This is a genomic window from Providencia sp. R33 (genome assembly GCF_019343475.1).
Taxonomy (GTDB): domain Bacteria; phylum Pseudomonadota; class Gammaproteobacteria; order Enterobacterales; family Enterobacteriaceae; genus Providencia.
The window spans coordinates 3,520,892-3,540,855 of sequence record NZ_CP072453.1; the positions used below are offsets into that span (position 1 = coordinate 3,520,892).

At 43.5% G+C, this 19,964-nt stretch carries 15 protein-coding genes; 7 read left to right on the forward strand and 8 right to left on the reverse strand.

The features are described 5' to 3' along the window. Position 1: 1 nt before the first annotated feature. Genes J6836_RS16585 through argC form a run of 3 tightly spaced genes read right to left on the reverse strand, consistent with a single transcriptional unit; the run spans position 2 to position 3,060 of the window. Positions 2-1,222 (reverse strand): argininosuccinate synthase, encoded by a 1,221-nt coding sequence (locus tag J6836_RS16585; RefSeq protein WP_219245020.1) that lies wholly within the window; start codon positions 1,220-1,222, stop codon positions 2-4. Between the two features lie 44 nt (positions 1,223-1,266). Continuing rightward, a complete protein-coding gene (argB, locus tag J6836_RS16590) occupies positions 1,267-2,043 on the reverse strand; it encodes an acetylglutamate kinase (protein ID WP_219245021.1) in 777 nt (258 codons plus the stop codon). Positions 2,044-2,055: 12 nt separating this feature from the next. Further along, a complete protein-coding gene (gene argC, locus J6836_RS16595; protein WP_219245022.1) occupies positions 2,056-3,060 on the reverse strand; it encodes an N-acetyl-gamma-glutamyl-phosphate reductase in 1,005 nt (334 codons plus the stop codon). 102 nt (positions 3,061-3,162) lie between these two features. Here argC and argE point away from each other — a divergent pair, with 102 nt between their 5' ends. Together argE and metF are read left to right on the forward strand one after the other, a co-directional pair. Beyond that, positions 3,163-4,317, forward strand: coding sequence for an acetylornithine deacetylase (gene argE / locus J6836_RS16600; protein ID WP_219245023.1), 1,155 nt, complete (start codon positions 3,163-3,165; stop codon positions 4,315-4,317). 232 nt (positions 4,318-4,549) lie between these two features. Next, positions 4,550-5,434: a methylenetetrahydrofolate reductase gene (gene metF, locus J6836_RS16605; protein ID WP_219245024.1), complete on the forward strand. Its 885-nt coding sequence runs from the start codon at positions 4,550-4,552 to the stop codon at positions 5,432-5,434. 67 nt (positions 5,435-5,501) lie between these two features. Here metF and J6836_RS16610 read toward each other — a convergent pair whose 3' ends face one another. Beyond that, positions 5,502-6,566 (reverse strand): linear amide C-N hydrolase, encoded by a 1,065-nt coding sequence (locus J6836_RS16610; protein ID WP_219245025.1) that lies wholly within the window; start codon positions 6,564-6,566, stop codon positions 5,502-5,504. Between the two features lie 483 nt (positions 6,567-7,049). On the opposite strand from J6836_RS16610, the gene J6836_RS16615 reads away from it, so the two are divergent. Next, positions 7,050-8,450, forward strand: a complete 1,401-nt coding sequence (locus J6836_RS16615; protein WP_219245026.1) for a glutamate decarboxylase — start codon at positions 7,050-7,052, stop codon at positions 8,448-8,450. A gap of 101 nt (positions 8,451-8,551) precedes the next feature. After that, entirely contained in the window at positions 8,552-10,099 is a 1,548-nt protein-coding gene (gene gadC, locus J6836_RS16620; protein WP_219245027.1) for a glutamate:gamma-aminobutyrate antiporter, read from the forward strand. A 247-nt stretch (positions 10,100-10,346) separates the two neighbouring features. On the opposite strand, the gene ppc is transcribed toward gadC, so the two are convergent. The 3 genes from ppc to metB form a co-directional block, all read right to left on the reverse strand. After that, positions 10,347-12,986, reverse strand: coding sequence for a phosphoenolpyruvate carboxylase (gene ppc, locus J6836_RS16625; protein WP_219245028.1), 2,640 nt, complete (start codon positions 12,984-12,986; stop codon positions 10,347-10,349). Positions 12,987-13,388: 402 nt separating this feature from the next. Then, the gene (locus J6836_RS16630; RefSeq protein ID WP_219245029.1) at positions 13,389-15,830 is read right to left on the reverse strand and encodes a bifunctional aspartate kinase/homoserine dehydrogenase II; all 2,442 of its coding nucleotides are present in this window, start codon (positions 15,828-15,830) and stop codon (positions 13,389-13,391) included. Between the two features lie 11 nt (positions 15,831-15,841). After that, positions 15,842-17,002 carry a cystathionine gamma-synthase gene (metB, locus tag J6836_RS16635; RefSeq protein ID WP_219245030.1) on the reverse strand — a complete coding sequence of 387 codons (1,161 nt, stop codon included), beginning with the start codon at positions 17,000-17,002 and terminating at the stop codon, positions 15,842-15,844. 315 nt (positions 17,003-17,317) lie between these two features. Between metB and metJ the strand changes: the two genes are divergently transcribed. The 3 genes from metJ (at position 17,318) to J6836_RS16650 (ending at position 19,564) form a co-directional block, all read left to right on the forward strand. Then, entirely contained in the window at positions 17,318-17,635 is a 318-nt protein-coding gene (gene metJ, locus J6836_RS16640; protein ID WP_004265315.1) for a met regulon transcriptional regulator MetJ, read from the forward strand. Between the two features lie 210 nt (positions 17,636-17,845). After that, complete coding sequence (locus J6836_RS16645; RefSeq protein ID WP_219245031.1) at positions 17,846-18,589, forward strand: hypothetical protein; 744 nt, start codon at positions 17,846-17,848, stop codon at positions 18,587-18,589. A gap of 249 nt (positions 18,590-18,838) precedes the next feature. After that, entirely contained in the window at positions 18,839-19,564 is a 726-nt protein-coding gene (locus tag J6836_RS16650) for an outer membrane protein (RefSeq protein WP_219245032.1), read from the forward strand. 88 nt (positions 19,565-19,652) lie between these two features. Here the strand turns inward: J6836_RS16650 and rpmE are convergent, their stop codons facing one another. Next, the gene (gene rpmE / locus J6836_RS16655; protein WP_004265313.1) at positions 19,653-19,868 is read right to left on the reverse strand and encodes a 50S ribosomal protein L31; all 216 of its coding nucleotides are present in this window, start codon (positions 19,866-19,868) and stop codon (positions 19,653-19,655) included. Between the last annotated feature and the right edge of the window lie 96 nt (positions 19,869-19,964).

A 19,964-nucleotide genomic window follows, 5' to 3' on the forward strand; every position in this document is an offset into this window, starting at 1 on the left:
TCTATTTTGCTTTGTTTTGTTCTTTCAACGCACGGATACGTGAAGACAGGGAATAAAGACGGATAAACCCACCAGCATGGCTGTGGTCGTAAACTTCATCTTCACCAAATGTCGCGAACTCTTCAGAATACAGGCTCTTGTCTGCTTTTTTCTGAATCGCTGTCACTTGCCCTTTATACAGTTTCAGCACAACTTCACCTGTAACATCTTGTGCTAAGGATTCCGCTGCTGCTTGTAATGAGTGACGTAATGGTGCGAACCAACGCCCGTCATAGACCACATAGGACATTTCTAAGCCTAGCTGCTCACGCCATTTGTAGCTGTCACGGTCTAACACTAATTGCTCAATCCCACGCAGCGCAGCCATCATGATGGTGCCTCCTGGGGTTTCATAGCAACCACGAGATTTCATGCCCACTAAACGGTTTTCAACGATATCGATACGGCCTACCCCGTGTTTCGCACCTAATGTGTTCAGTGTTTCTAAGCAACCCAATGGAGACAATGTTTTACCGTTAACAGAGACCACTTCGCCTTGTTTCACACCGACAGTCACAAACTCTGCTTCATCAGGAGCATCTTGCGGATCAACGGTCCATACCCAGCAGTCTTGGTTGGCTGCATTCCATGTGCTTTCTAACACACCACCTTCAGTGGAGATGTGCCATGCATTTTCATCACGGCTGTAAATTTTTTCAAGGCTAGCGGTTGTCGGGATATTACGCTCTTTCAAATAATCGAGCAGCGCTTCACGGGAACGTAAATCCCACTCACGCCACGGTGCAACCACTTCTAGGTGTGGCGCCAACGCCGTATAGGTGCTTTCGAAACGCACTTGGTCGTTTCCTTTACCTGTTGCGCCGTGAGCAACGGCATCCGCACCCACTTTTAATGCGATTTCAACTTGTGCTTTAGCAATAATTGGGCGAGCCATTGATGTACCTAATAAATAGCTACCTTCATATAATGCACCCGTTTTTAATACTGGATAGATGTATTCTTTGATAAACTCTTCACGTAAATCAACGATATAGCACTCTGATGCGCCAGATTGCAGTGCTTTTTTCTCAACACCGACTAAATCTTCTCTGTCTTGTCCCACATCGGCAACGAATGCGACCACTTCACAACCGTCATAGTTTTCTTTCAACCATGGAATAATTGCCGATGTATCCAAACCGCCTGAGTATGCTAATACAATCTTTTTAATACCCTTTTTCATAACGTACCTATCCGCTCAATTAATTTATTATGTGTATGGCTCAATTACGATGCCAAGATCCGAGTTCCGATTGCTGTTCCATTAAACAGCTCAGGAAGTTGTTCAGCGTGACGCCAACTTGCAATATCGACGGAGCGTTGCAGTGCGTTGGCAGCGTCTAACGCAGCATTCACCTTCACAATCATTCCATCTGTAATAATTCCTTGGTCGATGAGTTTTTGCGCTTTTTGCGTGGTCATCTCATCAATTTTTTGACCTTTACCATCTAAGATGCCACTCACATCCGACAATAAAACCAGATCGGCATTGAGTGCTTGAGCCACAGCCGTAGCGGCTTGGTCTGCGTTCACATTCATCAGCTCACCTTGTACGGTGATACCAATAGAACTGATGATTGGCAAATACCCCGCGCCGAGCAGCAATTTCAAGAGTTTGGCATCACCTGGTTTTGCATTCCCGACATGACCCAGCTCGTCATTTAATTGTGTGACAACCGCACTTTGCCCATCACCGAGTGATAACCCCACTGCGGGTAATTGGTGTTTGATGCTCCAAGCCAGTAAGGTTTTGTTTGCCGTACCCGCTAAAGCCCCCGTAATAATGTCGATTTGATCCGCCGGTGTAACTCGAAGCCCCTGCTTCTTCACAACAGGAAGCTGCAATTTCTGCATTAATTCATCAACTAGGCAGCCACCACCATGGACAATCACTAACTCACGTTGATGCACTTGGCGATAGGTTTGAATAGCGGTAAACAGTTTTTCTAATGCTTCAGTGCTATCCAGTAACACACCGCCCAATTTAATCACTAAGGGTTGCATGGTTTGTCCTTATTAAAGTAATGACTGGGTTTCATTGAAACCAAAACGAATATTCATGCACTGTACCGCTTGTGCCGCGGCACCTTTTAGTAGGTTATCTTCTGTACCGACTAAAATCAGGTGCTCCCCTTTCAATACATAACCGATATCACAAAATGGCGTGCCGACGACGGATTTCAGTGCAGGAACGCCTTTATCATATAAGCGTACCAACGGTTTGTTTTGATACGCCTCTTTAAACGTTTCGCCAATTTTCTCTGCTGTGACACCCGCTTTCACCTTGCATGTGATAGTCGCTAGGATCCCTCTTGAAAAGTTGCCCAGATGCGGCGTGAAAATCACTTCTTGCCCCAAATGTGTTGAGATTTCAGGCTGATGGCGATGGGTGAAAATACCATACGGCTGTAAGCTCACTTCACAGAAGCTGTTTGTCATTGAAGCCTTGCGCCCAGCACCTGACACGCCACTGGTTGCATTGATAACAGGCCACATGCTGTTATCCAATAACTTGGCTTCAATTAACGGTTTTAACGCGAGTTGTGAAACTGTTGGGTAACAGCCTGGTACCGCGATTAACTGAGCTTGACGAATTTTATCCGCTTGCCACTCCGCTAAACCGTAAACTGCTTGCATTAACCATTCGGTATTTGTATGTTCAAAGCCATAGTATTGCGTGTAGAACGCAGGATCTTGAACGCGGTAAGCGCCGGATAAATCGAACACCACACAACCCGCCGCAAGGAATTGCGGGGCGATGTCGTGGCTCACTTCATGTGCAGTGGCGAGGAAAACAACATCAATGCCTTTTGCTGCCTCTGCCACATCGATTAATGGCTGGACAGGAAGGTCAATGATGCCTTTATACTGGGGATATAAATCAGAAAAACGTTTATTTGCATCGGCACTTTGCTTCGATACCATCAACCCTTGAAGATTAATTTCAGGGTGACGTTGCAAATAAGCGGCTAATTCTGCTCCAGTATAGCCACTGGCCCCGATAATGAGTGTGTTCAACATATGCTTTCTACCTTGTACTCGTGACCCAAACAGTTTAATGTGTATTTTTATTCAAATAAAGTGCATGAATATTGATACTATTATGGATTAAGGCTGTCAACAGTGAATATTAAATTACCTGCATTTATTGAGATTTATCGTCAATTAATTGCCACTCCATCGATTAGTGCGACTGATTCCCATTTGGATCAGAGCAATAAAGCCCTTGTGGAACTCCTTGGTGGGTGGTTAGAGACGCTGGGGTTTTCGGTCAATATTCAACCGGTACCGGAAACACGTGATAAATATAACCTGCTGGCTTCCATTGGCGAGGGTAATGGCGGCCTGATGTTGTGTGGCCATACCGATACTGTGCCTTTTGATGATGGCCGCTGGAGCAAGAACCCTTTCGAGCTGACAGAACACGATGGTAAGCTTTATGGCCTCGGCACTGCTGACATGAAAGGCTTCTTTGCTTTCATTGTCGATGCACTGCGCGATATGGACCTTACTAAGCTCAAGCACCCACTGCATATCCTTGCTACCGCTGATGAAGAAACCTCGATGGCAGGCGCACGCTACTTTGCGGCAAATACCGCCCTGCGCCCTGATTTTGCCATTATCGGTGAACCAACTTCATTACAACCGATACGTGCGCACAAAGGCCATCTTTCCAATGCAATTCGTATTACAGGGCAATCAGGGCATTCAAGTGACCCTGAACGTGGTGTGAATGCTATTGAGCTGATGCATGAGTCAATCTCTCATTTGATGACATTGCGTAACACATTGAAGGAACGTTTTAATAACCCGGCTTTCGTGATCCCTTATCCCACAATGAACTTTGGTCATATTCATGGCGGTGATGCAGCAAACCGTATTTGTGGTTGCTGTGAATTACATATGGATATTCGCCCATTACCGGGGCTGACGTTGCAAGATTTGGATGAGCTATTGAATGATGCTCTCGAACCTGTTCGCGCAAAATGGCCGGGTCGCTTGGCAATTGAGTCAATGCACCCACCGATCCCAGGTTATGAATGCCCGACAGACCACAAAATGGTGGCAGTAATTGAACAGTTGCTGGGGCAAAAAGCCGATACTGTGAACTACTGTACCGAAGCGCCGTTTATTCAAGAGCTCTGCCCAACCTTAGTACTCGGGCCCGGTTCTATTGAACAAGCTCATCAACCCGATGAATATATTGATATGCGTTTTATTGAGCCTACTCGCCAGCTAATTAGCCAAATGATTGAGCACTTCTGTTTCACGGAATAAATCTAACTAACCACTCATATAAACGCGACGCTGAAAAGGGTCGCGTTTTTTTATCATGAATTTTTTTCTTGTTCTGACTGAAAAAACATCAGCGCGATAATTTAATTTAAGTATTGACTATTGATACCGATCTGGTAATTTCTATTTAGACGTCTAAACGTATAGATGCATACATGGATATAATAATTTACAAAGATAATAGTTAGTCTGCAAAATTGCGAGGTTACAGGGTATGAGTTTTTTTCACGCAAATCAGCGCGAAGCGCTAAATCAAAATTTAGCTGAATTAGATGGCCAAATTAATGTTTCATTTGAATTTTTCCCACCTCGCAGTGAAGAGATGGAGCAGACGCTTTGGAAATCCATCGATCGACTCAAAAACCTGAAACCGAAATTTGTCTCTGTCACCTATGGTGCAAACTCAGGCGAACGGGACAGAACCCATAGCATTATTAAAGATATCAAAGACAAAACGGGCTTAGTGGCTGCACCACACTTAACCTGTATTGATGCCAGCAAAGATGAATTAAAATCTATCGCTCGTGATTATTGGAATAATGGTATTCGCCATATTGTTGCCTTACGGGGTGATTTCCCCGATAGCAGCCATAAGCCCGATATGTATGCGACAGATTTGGTTGAGTTATTAAAAGGTGAAGCCGATTTTGATATTTCCGTGGCGGCTTACCCTGAAGTTCACCCTGAAGCCAAAAGCGCGCAGGCTGACTTAATTAACCTGAGAAAGAAAATTGAAGCAGGTGCTAACCGTGCGATTACCCAATTTTTCTTTGATGTCGAAAGCTATTTGCGCTTTCGTGACCGTTGTGTGGCCACGGGTATCGATGTGGAAATTGTGCCAGGGATCTTGCCTGTTTCCAACTTTCGCCAATTAGAGCGCTTCGCCAAAATGACCAATGTGCGCATCCCTGCGTGGATGAGTAAAATGTATGAAGGGTTAGATGATGACCCAGAAAGCCGTAACCTTGTTGGGGCATCCATCGCCATGGACATGGTGAAGATCCTTAGCCGCGAAGGTGTGAAAGATTTCCATTTTTACACACTGAACCGTTCTGAACTCACCTATGCCATCTGCCATACTTTAGGGGTTAGGCCTTAATCAATTAACGGTGATAAAACATATAACTGCTGTTTTATCACCGAATTACCTTTAAATAATGAAAGCGTTAAACCAGAGCTGAGTCTGGGATATTTACCTGAATGAATACAGGCTCTTTTTCATTGACAAACTGCTCTAATGTGAACTTTTGATAGTTAAGGTTGTTATAACCCCGAAATAACAATATTCCCCTTTGAAGATCGGTCAGTACCGTCCAGACAGAGAACTCCGTTAAATACAGTTTGAAGATGTCATCCTCCCCCAATAACGGATCCACTGATGCATTTTTAGGGCGATCAAACTTGTTCATAACATGCCCTAACTCAACCATCTGTACATTAGGGTCGGAGACTTTATGATAATACGTCGAATAATAGACCGCCCGTACAAACCGACCTACTGAGGTGTCCGCATTGGGTACCGCGGCAAGTGCAATACCGCTATCAGGCTGCGATACCTTCATATTACCCAATGTGCTGGATGACACATCAACATTCGACAATTGAGTATAATTATTGAGATTCGTTAAATGCCAAGGAAACTCAGGACCGTTAGTCATGCAACGCGTTGGGTTATCATAGACATGTAAAACACCACCCGAGACCTCAACCACAATACATGCCCCTGTTTTATCATAAAAAGCATAATGAAAAGGGCTTGGCATATTGCGTAGTAATAAGAGCTTTTGCGACCAAAATGCAGTTTTAGGGATTGCTTTTTTTAACTCTGCCACCGTTGCATATTGTGACAAAGCCCACTCCCCAATCGATGCTATTGGTACCGCTTTAGCGTATTTTTTAGGGCTTAAAGGCGCAAGCTCTGAATCGGTTATCATATTTAAGCTAAATGCGAGTCCCGCTGAGTTTACGCCTTCAAGCGCATCCCTTGCACCAATAATACTCACCGGTGCAGTGATCGCCAAAAAAGGATACTTAACTCGGTATTTTAAACCCAACGAACCATCCGGTGCTTTTCTCTGAAAGACATGTGATTTGGGGTAATAAGTCAAAATTGATTCAGGCTCATCTGATGAAAATTCTAATGTCCTTCCATGATAAACATTTTTGTTTTGATCAGTGATTGCCAATGAAGTACAAGCAAAAGCATGATAATGGGCATCACTTGTTAACACTCACCCCTCCTTAATAAACAATCTATTTTTGATAGTTATAATAACATTGTGTTATAAACAATCATTATCAGATTAGACACAGCCTATAAATATCATCACAACATTTAACATGAATGAAATTTTATATACACATAAACTATAGCGGATAATTTCCCAGATCCACAGCACCAACAAAAATAAAACAAAAATCACAAAATAGGTAAATAAATGGATAACAAAGCTTAATTCATTAAACATAACAGCATTAAATTTCACAAAATGCCTATTAACGAAGTAAAGAAAATGATATTTAATAATCTTCACATTAATTAAAAACTTATATTAAACAATCGCCACCCAATTACCCTTCAAGTGAGAATTCAAATTTATTTTATTTTTTTAAATTTATATCTTTGGGTATAACCAAAAATTGGCGTATATTTAATATTGAGCTCAAAAATCAACATGAAATAATCACCACATAGTTATTGAGGGGTTTTAGATATGAGTAATAACGTTTCAAATTCAAAACATAGTGGGATAGATGATATTTATGCATCACTCGAATTATCCAAATCTTTACCGAAGAATAAATTTCCATTAAAAGAACAAGACCCGCGTAATGTATTTAGCGCAGTGCGTGATGAATTAATGTTAGACGGTAATTCGCGTCAAAACCTCGCCACGTTTTGTCAAACATGGGTGGATGATGAGATTCGAGATCTCATGGACTTATCTATTGATAAAAACATGATAGATAAAGACGAATACCCTCAAACAGCCGAAATAGAAAACCGTTGTGTACGCATGTTGGCCGACCTTTGGCATTCACCTGATGCAGAAAATACCCTTGGGTGCTCAACGATTGGTTCTTCAGAGGCCGCAATGTTGGGTGGCTTGGCACTAAAATGGCAATGGCGTAAGAAGCGTGCTGCGCAAGGTAAACCAACCGATAAACCCAATATGATTTGTGGACCCGTTCAAGTATGTTGGCATAAATTTGCTCGCTACTTCGATGTGGAGCTCCGAGAGATACCACTGGAAGGCGATCGTCTCATTATGAGCCCTGAAGAGGTCTTAAAACGGGTTGATGAAAATACCATTGGGGTTGTGCCAACTCTAGGAGTCACATTTACCTGCCAATATGAGCCAGTAAAAGCCGTTCATGATGCACTCGATAAACTGCAAAAAGAAACAGGGCTTGATATTCCTATTCACGTTGACGGTGCAAGTGGTGGTTTCTTAGCGCCATTTTGTGCGCCGGATTTAGAATGGGATTTTCGTTTACCTCGCGTAAAATCCATTAACTCTTCGGGCCATAAATTTGGCTTAGCACCACTTGGTGCTGGCTGGGTAATCTGGCGTGAAGCAAAAGACTTACCTGAAGAATTGATTTTTAACGTGAACTACTTAGGTGGCAACATGCCAACCTTCGCACTTAACTTCTCTCGCCCTGGCGGGCAAATTATTGCGCAATACTATAATTTCCTCAGGCTGGGTCGCGAAGGTTACGCAAAAATTCATAATGCCTGTTATGCAACCGCACAATTCCTCGCACGTGAAATAGAGAAATTAGGGCCATTTGAAATGATTTTTGATGGTGACAGCCAACAAGGGATCCCTGCACTTGCTTGGAAACTCAAAAAAGGTGCAGCCACCAGCAACTATTCCTTATACGATATTGCAGATAAACTACGTAGCCGTGGTTGGCAAGTTCCCGCCTATTCAATGCCTGCAAATCGTGAAGACTTAGTCGTTCAACGTATTTTAGTACGTCATGGTGTGAGCCTAGACTTAGCCGCACTGCTTATCGATGACTTTAAACGAACCCTCGATTATTTCGATAAACACCCTGTCAATAAACCACTAACCGAAGAAGAAGGCGGCGGCTTCAACCACAGTTAATGTATTTTTTGTCTATTAAGCCAAAGAACTTCAGGTTCTTTGGCTTCTATTCGGATCTGCGCTAAACAGGCAGATTATGTCTGGATTTAAGGAGAACTCGTATGGCAACAACAACGACAGCTCCAGCCGCAAAACAGCTGACATTGTTAGGCTTCTTTGCAATTACTGCTTCTATGGTAATGGCAGTCTACGAATACCCGACATTCGCAACCTCGGGTTTTAGTTTGGTATTTTTCTTATTATTAGGTGGATTGCTGTGGTTTATTCCTGTCGCACTTTGTGCGGCTGAGATGGCGACAGTTGAAGGTTGGGAGGAAGGTGGCGTTTTTGCTTGGGTCTCAAACACCCTCGGGGAACGCTGGGGATTTGCAGCTATTTCCTTTGGCTACCTGCAAATTGCAATCGGCTTTATTCCCATGCTGTATTTTGTGTTAGGGGCACTGTCATACATTCTTAATTGGCCTGAACTCAACACCGATCCTGTGACTAAAACAATAGGTGCACTGGTTATTCTATGGGTTTTGGCCTTCACACAATTCGGTGGGACAAAATATACTGCCTCTATTGCAAAAGTCGGTTTTTTCGCCGGTATTTTACTCCCTGCGCTCATTTTAGTGTTTTTAGCTGTTAGCTATTTAGCCAGTGGAGCACCGCTTGCGATTGAAATCAGTACCTCCACTTTTTTCCCTGATTTTACTAAAATAGGGACATTGGTTGTTTTTGTCGCCTTTATCTTAAGTTATATGGGTGTAGAGGCGTCAGCAACCCACGTTAATGAAATGAAAAACCCGGGTAGAGACTATCCCGCAGCGATGTTTCTGCTGATGATTGCCGCCATTTGTTTAAGTTCGATAGGGGGCTTATCTGTCGCAGCGGTGATCCCAAATAGTGAAATCAACCTCTCCGCAGGTGTTGTACAAACCTTTAACGTTCTGGTGACTCACTTTAACTCAACACTTGAGTGGGCAGTACGGATCATCGCAGCATTGCTGTTGCTTGGAGTATTAGCTGAAATCGCGTCATGGATTGTTGGGCCTTCAAGAGGGATGTATGTGGCTGCTCAAAAAGGCATCCTGCCGCAAAGTTTTGCCAAAGTGAATAAAAATGGGGTACCTGTCACCTTAGTGATTTCTCAATTACTTATTACCACGATTGCCATCGTTGTACTCACTAACACAGGCGGCGGCGGTAATATGTCCTTCTTAATTGCCTTGGCCTTGACCGTTGTTATCTACTTATGTAGCTATTTTATGCTGTTCTTAGGTTATATCCATTTAGTGTGTAAACAACCTGAGAAAAAACGTGCATTCAATATTCCGGGTGGGAAAAGCTTTAAAGTCCTCGTGGCTGTCGTTGGCTTAATTATTTCCATCTTGGCATTCGTCGTTTCATTCTTCCCGCCTAGTTCGCTACCGAGTGGAACAAGTGATAATACGTATGTCACACTACTTGCAGTGAGCTTTGTGATTATTTTCTTGTTGCCGTTTGTGATTTACGCATTCCACAGTAAACAAGGTAAAACCATCCCTGTCTCACTAGTGCATATTAAGGCGCATAACGCCCCAAAAAATCACTTTTTTATCCACCCTAGAGCTCGTTCTACCTATCATTTAATTCATCATGATAGCCAAGAGAACAATCCGAAATAATAGGCTGATATAAAAAACCACCCGCTTGCGGGTGGTGAGGTTGTTGACAAAGCAGGATAAAAGCGTGGTTTTTCCTGCTTTGTGTTATCAGCTGAAAAACAAGGAATTGATTTTCCTCATCTATTTTCAAAACCTATCTAACCTGCAGCCAAACCTAATCGGTTTGTCCGCAGTCTGATCCACCCGCTTGCGGGTGGTTTACTTAGGCCTGATAAAACCATGTCACTGCTTATAATTCAATAAGAGACTAACCCGTATTACGCATCCCTGCCGCCACACCCGCAATGGTCACCATCAGTGCTTGTTCAACACGTGGGTCTGGGTGCTCTTGTTGGCGAGAACGGTGCAGTAATTCAGCCTGCAACACGTTAAGTGGGTCGGTATATACGTTACGCAGAGCGATAGATTCGGCAATCCACGGTAAATCCGCCATTAACGCTTCATCTTTCGATACCGCCAGCACACTTTTAATATCATCGGATAACTGATCACGCAGTTTTTGACCCAATGGCCATAAGCGTTCTTCCACTAAACGGTGGTCATAATACTCCGCCAGCCATAAGTCAGCTTTGGCATACACCATCTCTAACATCGCAATGCGTGTATTAAAGAACGGCCATTGCTGCCACATTTCATCAAGCACCGATTGTTTACCTTCTTGCTCAATAACATGTTTCAGTGCAGCTCCAGCGCCTAACCATGCTGGCAGCATTAAGCGGTTTTGTGTCCATGCAAAAATCCATGGAATGGCACGCAAGGTTTCTACACCACCCGTTGGGCGACGTTTAGCAGGGCGTGAGCCTAATGGTAATTTAGCAAGCTCTTGCTCTGGTGTTGCCGCACGGAAATACGGGACAAAATCCGGTTGCTCACGCACATAATCACGGTACATCGCGCAAGACACATCAGACAGCGAATCCATAACAGATTTCCACTCATTTTTTGGCTCTGGTGGTGGTAATAAATTCGCTTCTAAAATCGCACTTGCATACAGCGCAAGGCTGCTTATCGTGACTTGTGGTAGACCGAACTTAAAGCGGATCATTTCCCCTTGCTCAGTCACACGTAAACCACCTTTTAAGCTTCCCGGTGGTTGGGACAGTAACGCAGAATGTGCCGGCGCACCGCCGCGACCAATGGTGCCGCCACGGCCGTGGAATAACGTTAGCGTCACGCCTTCTTTTTCACACAGTTTGATTAACGCATCTTGCGCACGGTATTGCGCCCAGGATGCCGCCATCACACCCGCATCTTTCGCGGAGTCTGAGTAGCCAATCATTACCATTTGGCGGTCGTCGATAAGCTCACGATACCATTCAATGCTTAACAGTTTTGTCATAACGCTTTCGGCGTTATTTAAGTCCTCAAGGGTTTCAAATAACGGTGCGACAGGCAGGCGAATAGACGCGCCCGCTTCTTTTAGCAATAATTTTACCGCTAAAACATCCGAAGGCACTTTTGCCATTGAAATGACGTACGCTGCGATAGAGTCATTTTTCGCTTTCGCGATCACGCGGCACGTTTCAAACACTTCCTGAGTTTCTGCGCTTGGCTGCCAATCTTGTGGGATCAATGGACGACGGGACTGCAATTCCGTTAACAGGAATTGTTGTTTTTCCTCTTCAGACCACTGTGCATAGTCACCCAACCCTAAATATTGAGTGAGTTCTGCAATTGCATCCGTATGACGCGTACTCTCTTGGCGCACATCAATGCGTACCAGTTGCAAACCAAAGCTACGAATGCGGCGTAAGGTATCCAGCAACTGGCCATTGGCAATAATTTTCATATTGCAGGCAATTAATGATTGATAACAAGCGTATAGTGGGTCCCATAACTGGGCATTATCCGTTAACAGGTCTGCTGGTGGCAGAACTTGTTCGCCTTTCACCCGGCGCTCTAAATACTCTAAAGTAGAGAATAATTGGCTACGCAGGTTTTTCGCGATTTGGCGATATGGCTCGTCGACATCATCCCCACCCGCTAAAGCACGCAGTTCAGGCGTGGCTTCCGTCATGGACAGCTCAGACACCAGCACCTGAATATCTTTCAGGAATAAATCGGCGGCTTTCCAACGGCTTAATAGCAACACGTGACGAGTAACCTCTGCTGTCACATTTGGGTTACCGTCGCGGTCGCCGCCCATCCATGATGTAAAGCGGATTGGGTTGGCTTCGACAGGGAGAACAGCCCCGATAGACTCTTCCAGTTGCTCATTAAACTCACGCAAAAACGCCGGTACACCTTCCCACAGCGAATTTTCAACAACAGCAAAGCCCCATTTTGCTTCATCAATTGGCGTTGGACGAATTTTACGGATTTCATCTGTATGCCATGATTGAGCCACTAATTGACGCAAACGGCGCATGATGTTATTGCGTTCATAGTCAGCAATATCGTCGTGGTCGAGTTGCGATAAGCAATTATTCACCTCAACCAATTTGTGGATCAGTGTACGACGCGCAATTTCAGTCGGGTGCGCGGTTAACACTAGCTCAATGGATAGCTGCTCCACCGCTTTTTGAATATCGTTATCGGTAAAACTTTTGTCTTTTAAGCGACTAAATAATTTTTTCAATGCCACAGGGTTGCTAGCGGCTTCACCATGTGGAGAAATACTGTGATATTGCTCAGCCACGTTAGTCAGGTTTAAAAATTGGTTAAATGCCCTTGCAACGGGAAGCAATTCATCATTCGAGAGGTTTTGCAATGTCATCAGCAACTTTTGGCGCTGAACTTCATTACCTGCACGGGAAGATTTGGAAAGCTTACGAATGGATTCAACTTTATCAAGTATGTCCTCGCCTAGTGCTTCCTTGATGGTATCGCCGAGTAGCTTACCCAGCATACTGACATTACTGCGCATTGCGGAATATTGCTGATTCATGAGACTCCTGACCTTGTGCTTCTGGCAGAATGCATCCCCGCACTAAGCACGGTTAACAGACTGCGACCTATTTCCTGTAACAAAATTTCAGTCGGCTGCGTTAGAGTTGTCGTTTTGTGATGCAGCCCGCTAAATTTACCCTTGAGTGTATATTCATATCAGAAAAAAATGGCTTTGGGGGATTTTTCTGAAATTTAATTACAGCCTTATTTTTATTAATTTTTCTTATTTAAGTATTGTTTCAGCGCAATATATCGTCGATTCAGCACTTTTAAGACATGAATAATGTTGAAGAATTAAATCATCAGAATAAAAAGAGGGAAAAAAGGGCGAGAATTAAAAAATTTCATGATGTATTGGCGCCCTTTATTAAAATAAGAGCACCAATACACGCAAAAATAACTACAACAATTGGGAAAGTCGGTTTAAATCCGACTGAATTGCCCCAGCGGTGACATCGCGTCCAGCCCCTGGGCCACGGATCACTAATGGGTTATCACGGTACCAGCGACTTTCGATAGCAAAGACGTTATCCCCCGGTAATAATGAGGCCAATGGGTGGTCGGGTTTTACCGCCTCCACGCCCACTTTCGCTTTCCCTTTCACCGCATCAAACCGCGCAACATAACGCAGCACTAACCCGAGCTCTTGCGCCGCTTCTAAGCGTTGCTGCATTTGCTCATTGATGATTGCACTATTTTCGAAAAACTCATCTAAAGAGCCTGTCTGCGCTTGTTTCGGCACTAATGATTCAACACGCACTTCATCTGGCTCGATATCATAACCGGCCTCACGCGCTAGAATAATCAGCTTACGCATTACATCTTGCCCTGAAAGGTCAATGCGCGGGTCGGGCTCCGTTAAGCCCTGCTGCCATGCCTGCTCGACAAGTTCGCTAAAGGGTACAGAGCCATCAAACTGCAAAAATAACCAAGACAATGTGCCCGAAAAAATACCGCTAATTGCTAATATTCCATCACCGCTTTCTTTTAAATCACGCACGGTGTAGTTGATGGGTAACCCTGCCCCCACCGTTGCGTTATACAACCAGTGACGGCCTGTTTTTGAAAAGGCATCGCGAATTTGGCGATATTGCTCTGTTTGTGCCGCCCCAGCGATTTTGTTGGCGCTGATCACATGGAAACCGTAACTGGCGAAATCCACATAGCTCTCCGCCAATGCTTCACTAGCAGTGACATCGAGAACCACTAAGTCATCATAAGGATGGGAACGCATCCACAGGAACAAGTTATCATCTTCATGTTCGACGGCTTCATCATCGAAGAACGCTAATGCACGACTTGGGTCGATACCTTGATAATTCAATAAACTACGGCGGCTATCCACCACTCCTGCCAACACAAAATCAAAGTCACTGCGAGCGGAGATATTGTGTTGTTCTGCGGCAAAAAGTTCTAACCAGCGAGCCCCAATATTCCCTTTACCAAACAACACTAAGCCAATACGCTTTTCGGCGCGGAACAAGCTTTGGTGCATGCCTTGTATCAGGTGTTCAGTTTGATTAGTTCGCAGCACAGCAACTAGACTGATAGCATCTTCTGAGTGCCAAATAAATTCGACCGGTTGGCCTTTAAGCTCTTCATAGAAACGGTGGCTATGTAGCGGCTTTTTACACACACCCGCACCAACTAAAGCGACTAAAGAAAAACCTTCCCGTAAGGATAACGACCCCGGTAAAGCCGCTTCTTCAAGAACATTTAGCGCACTTTCAACAATTTCAGAGGTATAACAAAGCTGAATTAGCGCACGGTCATCATGAATTCCCCGTGCAAGTGGGCGTAACTGAACACGTTTGAGCAATAAATCTACATCTTTGCAGATTTGTTTGAAATCACGACCGGTTGCAATACGTAGCTCAATTAAGCAAACATCATCATGACTGGTGACAATTTTTGCCCCTGCGCCAGACGCCAAAACACGCTCAATTTTTGTGGAACCTTGTTCTGGCTGGTAACTGCATCTGAGTTGCAAGTCGATATTACTCACCGATACAGGCTGTAACGTGCGCGTATGCAGAACAGGTGCTGCAAGTCGCGCGAGTTCACTTGCTTCATCAAGACGTAATAAAGGCAGCAAACACGCATCTTTCACTTTGCGGGGGTCTGCACTGTATACCCCAGCAACGTCACTCCAAATGGTTACTTTCGCCACATCTGCCAGTGCACCCACTTGGGTCGCGGAGTAGTCACTCCCATTACGCCCCAATAGAACAGTTTCGCCTTGTTGATTACGTGAGATAAACCCAGTCACAACAATACGGCGATTAGGCAATTGCGTTAACTGTTGCTGTAACAAATAACGTGACTGTATTTCATCAACTTGTGGCTGTGCAGCACGCTCTGCACGTAAAAATAAACGCGCATCCAACCATGCACTTGGCATCTCGGTTTGAGCTAATACTTCTGACATCAAACGCGCCGACCAAATTTCACCATGGCCAACAACTTCGGCATACGTTGCATCATTAATAGGTTGGTCAAGTAATGCGCTTAAACGTTCTAAATCTTCAATAAATAGCTGGCTCAATGCTTCCGCTTTTTTTTCAGGCAGAAGGCTATCAATTAAATCCAGTTGATAACGACGTAAAGACTGCTGTGCCTGATGGGCTGATATGCGATCACTTTGGCTCAGCTTTAACCAATTAATCAATTGATTAGTTGTACTGCCAGCTGCGGAAACCACCATTAAATCACCGGGTTGGCTATAGTTTGCCATAATAGCCGCGACTCGCTGGTAACACTTTGCATCCGCGAGACTACTTCCCCCAAACTTATGTAACTGACGGTGACAAGGAGCCACCTCAACCGCTGTTAGTACACTCATCAAAAACTCCGCTAACGTTGTGCCGCAACCTTAAATGCTTGGTCTAAATCTGCAATTAAATCCTGCGCATCTTCAATCCCGACTGAAATACGCAATAAACTGTCTGTAATGCCAGCCTCGAAACGCGCCTGTGCTGACATTCCCGCATGGGTCATTGTTGCTGTATGTGAAATCAATGTTTCGACCCCACCCAATGATTCCGCTAATGTAAACAGCTTAAGTGCACACAAGAAATGGCGTAAATGTGTCTCATCACCTGCAAATTCAAAACTTAACATCGCCCCAAACCCTTTTTGTTGTTTGAGTGCAATCTCGTGGCCTGGATGATCTTCCAATGCAGGATAATACAATTTTTTGACCAAAGGCTGAGCTTTAAGATATTTTACGATTTCATGCGCATTTTGTTGCTGCTGTAAAATACGCGGGGACAAGGTTCGAATGCCCCTTAATAATAAATAGCTATCAAACGCCCCGCCTGTTACACCAATATTATTGGCCCACCAGGCTAATTCTATTGCCCATTTCTCTTCTTTTGCAATCACCACGCCTGCCACAATATCTGAGTGGCCATTAAGGTATTTTGTGCACGAATGCACGACAAAATCGGCACCGAATGAAATAGGTAGTTGAAGTATGGGGCTCAAAAACGTGTTATCCACCACAACTAATGCACCCGCTTCATGGGCTAATTGAGCAATTTGCTGGATATCAAAAATTCTTAATAACGGGTTACTTGGCGTTTCAATAAGGACTAATTTTGGTTTTTTGGCCAATGCCGCTTTTAACGCTGTTTCATCACTTTGATCAACAAACTGAACTTGGTATGCTCCTCGCTCATGTTGACTATTAAATAAACGATAACTACCACCATAACAATCATGAGGGGCGACTAATAAATCCCCTGGGCGTAAAAACACGGTACACATTAGGTGAAGCGCCGACATACCACTGTTTGTCATCACCGCCCCGCTGCCGCCTTCCAGTTGCGCTAATGTTTTTTGCACAATATCACGACCTGGATTACCACGACGTGAATAATCATGGGCGCGAGGCTCATTAAAGTCCGTAAAATTATAGGTGCTGGATAAATAAATGGGAGGCACTACGCAACCAAATTGTTGGTCTTCATTTAATCCATTATGAATTGCGATGGTTGACGGCTTGTAAGTCATAAACGCTTCTCCTGAACAGTGATAGACCAAATCATACCCACCAGATGTTTAGACGTCAACATATCTAGACGTCTAAACCTCTTTACGTTTATATCAAGTAATGGAATAATCAGCCCTAATAATTATGTGTAAATTGATAGTCAATCGCATAAGTGGACTTAGCTCGTTCATTTTACATGACATTTTGTGATAAACTACGCTAAGTCGCGCCTAACATATATGCCGTTTTTTTCAATTTAGAGCTTAGAATAAGTTTCTATTAAAAAGAATATGCATATTATTTTTTATTATTATTGAAAATATCCAAGGTATCTCATGGCTGAATGGAATGGTGAATATGTCAGTCCGTATGCTGAACATGGCAAAAAGAGTGAGCAAGTAAAAAAAATTACAGTATCTATTCCGTTAAAGGTACTCAAAATTTTAACTGATGAACGTACTCGCCGTCAGATTAATAACTTACGTCATGCCACTAACAGTGAATTACTGTGTGAAGCATTTTTACATGCGTTCACCGGCCAACCACTGCCAAATGATGAAGATCTGCGTAAAGAGCGCAATGACGAGATCCCTGAAGCCGCAAAAGAAATTATGCGCGAATTGGGTATCGACCCAGAAACGTGGGAATATTAGTTCTTACGACGAGATTTACGTATTCCAAAATCCTTACTACGCCACAATCCCCGTGGCGTAGTACCTCTATCTAGACAAAAAACGCGATAGATTCCTCTGAATTCTGTTTAATTCAGAATCCCCCTCAGGCTTTATTCACGAGCACGCTCTACACTTCCGAGTATTAATCCATAGCTACAGCTAATAATTAGAATCACGAAGGATAGCGCAATGAATAAACACAATCTGGCTTTGATTGGACTACTAGGCGGTATATTGATGGTCACTGCGGGGTGTGGAAATCGCCCATATGTAGAGTCCCAAGACTATAAAGATATTACAGCTCCCCAAGCTTCAGCGAAAAAGCTTGGGACAAAATGGGGGGAAGATGTCAATTCTGCGGTCACCACCGTCAATGCCACACGCTTAACCAACACCCCTTTTGATACTGCCGCTATTTATTACCGTGGCGAACAAGTTCCGAATAATATTCAAACCATGAATTATATCGCGCTATCCCCTGTCGAAATCCAGGTGACGGATGAACGTGGCCGTAAGATGCCAATGTACCGTAACAATCAAGGGCAATATATTTTGCCAGCACAAGAAGGCCAACGTTACCAATTAACCATCAAAAATACCGATAGAAATCGCATTTATGAAGTCGTGACAAGTGTCGATGGGATTGATGTATTAAATGGCCGCGCGGGTTCATATCAAAATAGTGGATATTTAATTCGCCCAAGAAGTGAAGTGACTATTGAAGGCTTCCGTAAAAGCCAAAACCAAGTCGCTGCATTCCGCTTTGCCGCCCCTGAAGAATCCTATGTGAACCAAAATGCCCAAGGCGATGAACGAAATATTGGTGTTATTGGCTTTGCACTTTTTGAAGTACGTGAAGAACTACCTGATTGCGAAGCCAATCCGTTCCCAGCAGATACGCAATACGCACCAGCACCGTGCCGTAAGCGATAAATGACCAAAGACGCAAAAGCGTATACCTCTCAGTTGCGCTTTTTCATTTTATGATACACAAACTTGCCAAACAAAAATCAAAATTATCAATTTTTCTTATATTTTAATTCTAAATTCATGACATTTATTCATGCAACTTGGGAATTTCTACCGTTTAAATAAATATCGATAATTTACCTTAATCTATGAAATTATTTTGACATATAATAAATACCAGTTATTAATGAACTAACAGGATGGTATTTCACAATGAAAAAAATAATTGTCGTGTCTCTTCTGAGTTTAATTTCAAGTATGGCGATGGCATCGGGCAGCGGTTTTTACGTTTCCGGTAAGATGGGAACCTCCATCATCAAACTGTCTGACCAAAAATGGTCTGGTGAAGATGGCACCGATGGCGGGGGCAGTAAAACAAAAGGCGTATTTGGTGGTGGTATTGCTCTTGGTTATGACCTGTATGATGCAACCTCTTTACCTCTACGTACCGAATTAGATATTACACTGCGTGGTAAAGCCTCATCTAAGCATAATTTGAGCACAGTACATGGTAACAATGGTAATGGCAGTACGTTTACTTCTCGTGAAGACGGCAAAAATGATATTACATTAAATACCTTTATGATTAACACATATTACGATTTTAAAAACCAAACTAATTTCACACCGTATGTGTCTGTGGGTTTAGGTTTAGCAAGTGTTAAACATAAAGCTCAATTTAGTTCCTCTGAAGTTAATTCAGGTGGCGGCAGTGAATACAATGCATCCTCGAAATCAAAAACCAACAGCAATTTTGCTTGGAGTTTAGGTTTAGGTTCGCAATATGCGATTAATGATAACCTTTCATTGGACTTAAGCTATCGCTTCTTAGATGCAGGCAAATCTGATGTCAGTTATAACGATGATGGCGATACGCTCAAGTCTAAAGTAAAAGTCCGTAGTAATGACGTCATGTTTGGCGTACTTTACCGTTTCTAATTTCTTCAGTTAAAAACAAGAAACACCTATTTTAGACATTAAAAAAGGGAAACTCAGTTTCCCTTTTTTTCGCATTTCACAAGTTCGATTATTTCTTAGAACCTGGGATGCTGAAACGTTGGTTGAAGCGATCAACACGACCACCAGTCGCAACATCACGCTGTTTACCAGTATAGAACGGGTGGCAGTTACCACAAACGTCCAGATTCAGCGAGTGACCAGCAGTTGAATTAATTTTCATTACATTACCGCAAGAACAAGTTGCAGTAACTTCTTCGTATTTAGGGTGAATACCTTTTTTCATGGGAGAACCTCTAATAAGGCCGTGTCGCCATTCCAGCCCTAACGCCGGACACCACACGTCGTGTTGATTGAATTTAATGTATTGGTAAAATTAAGT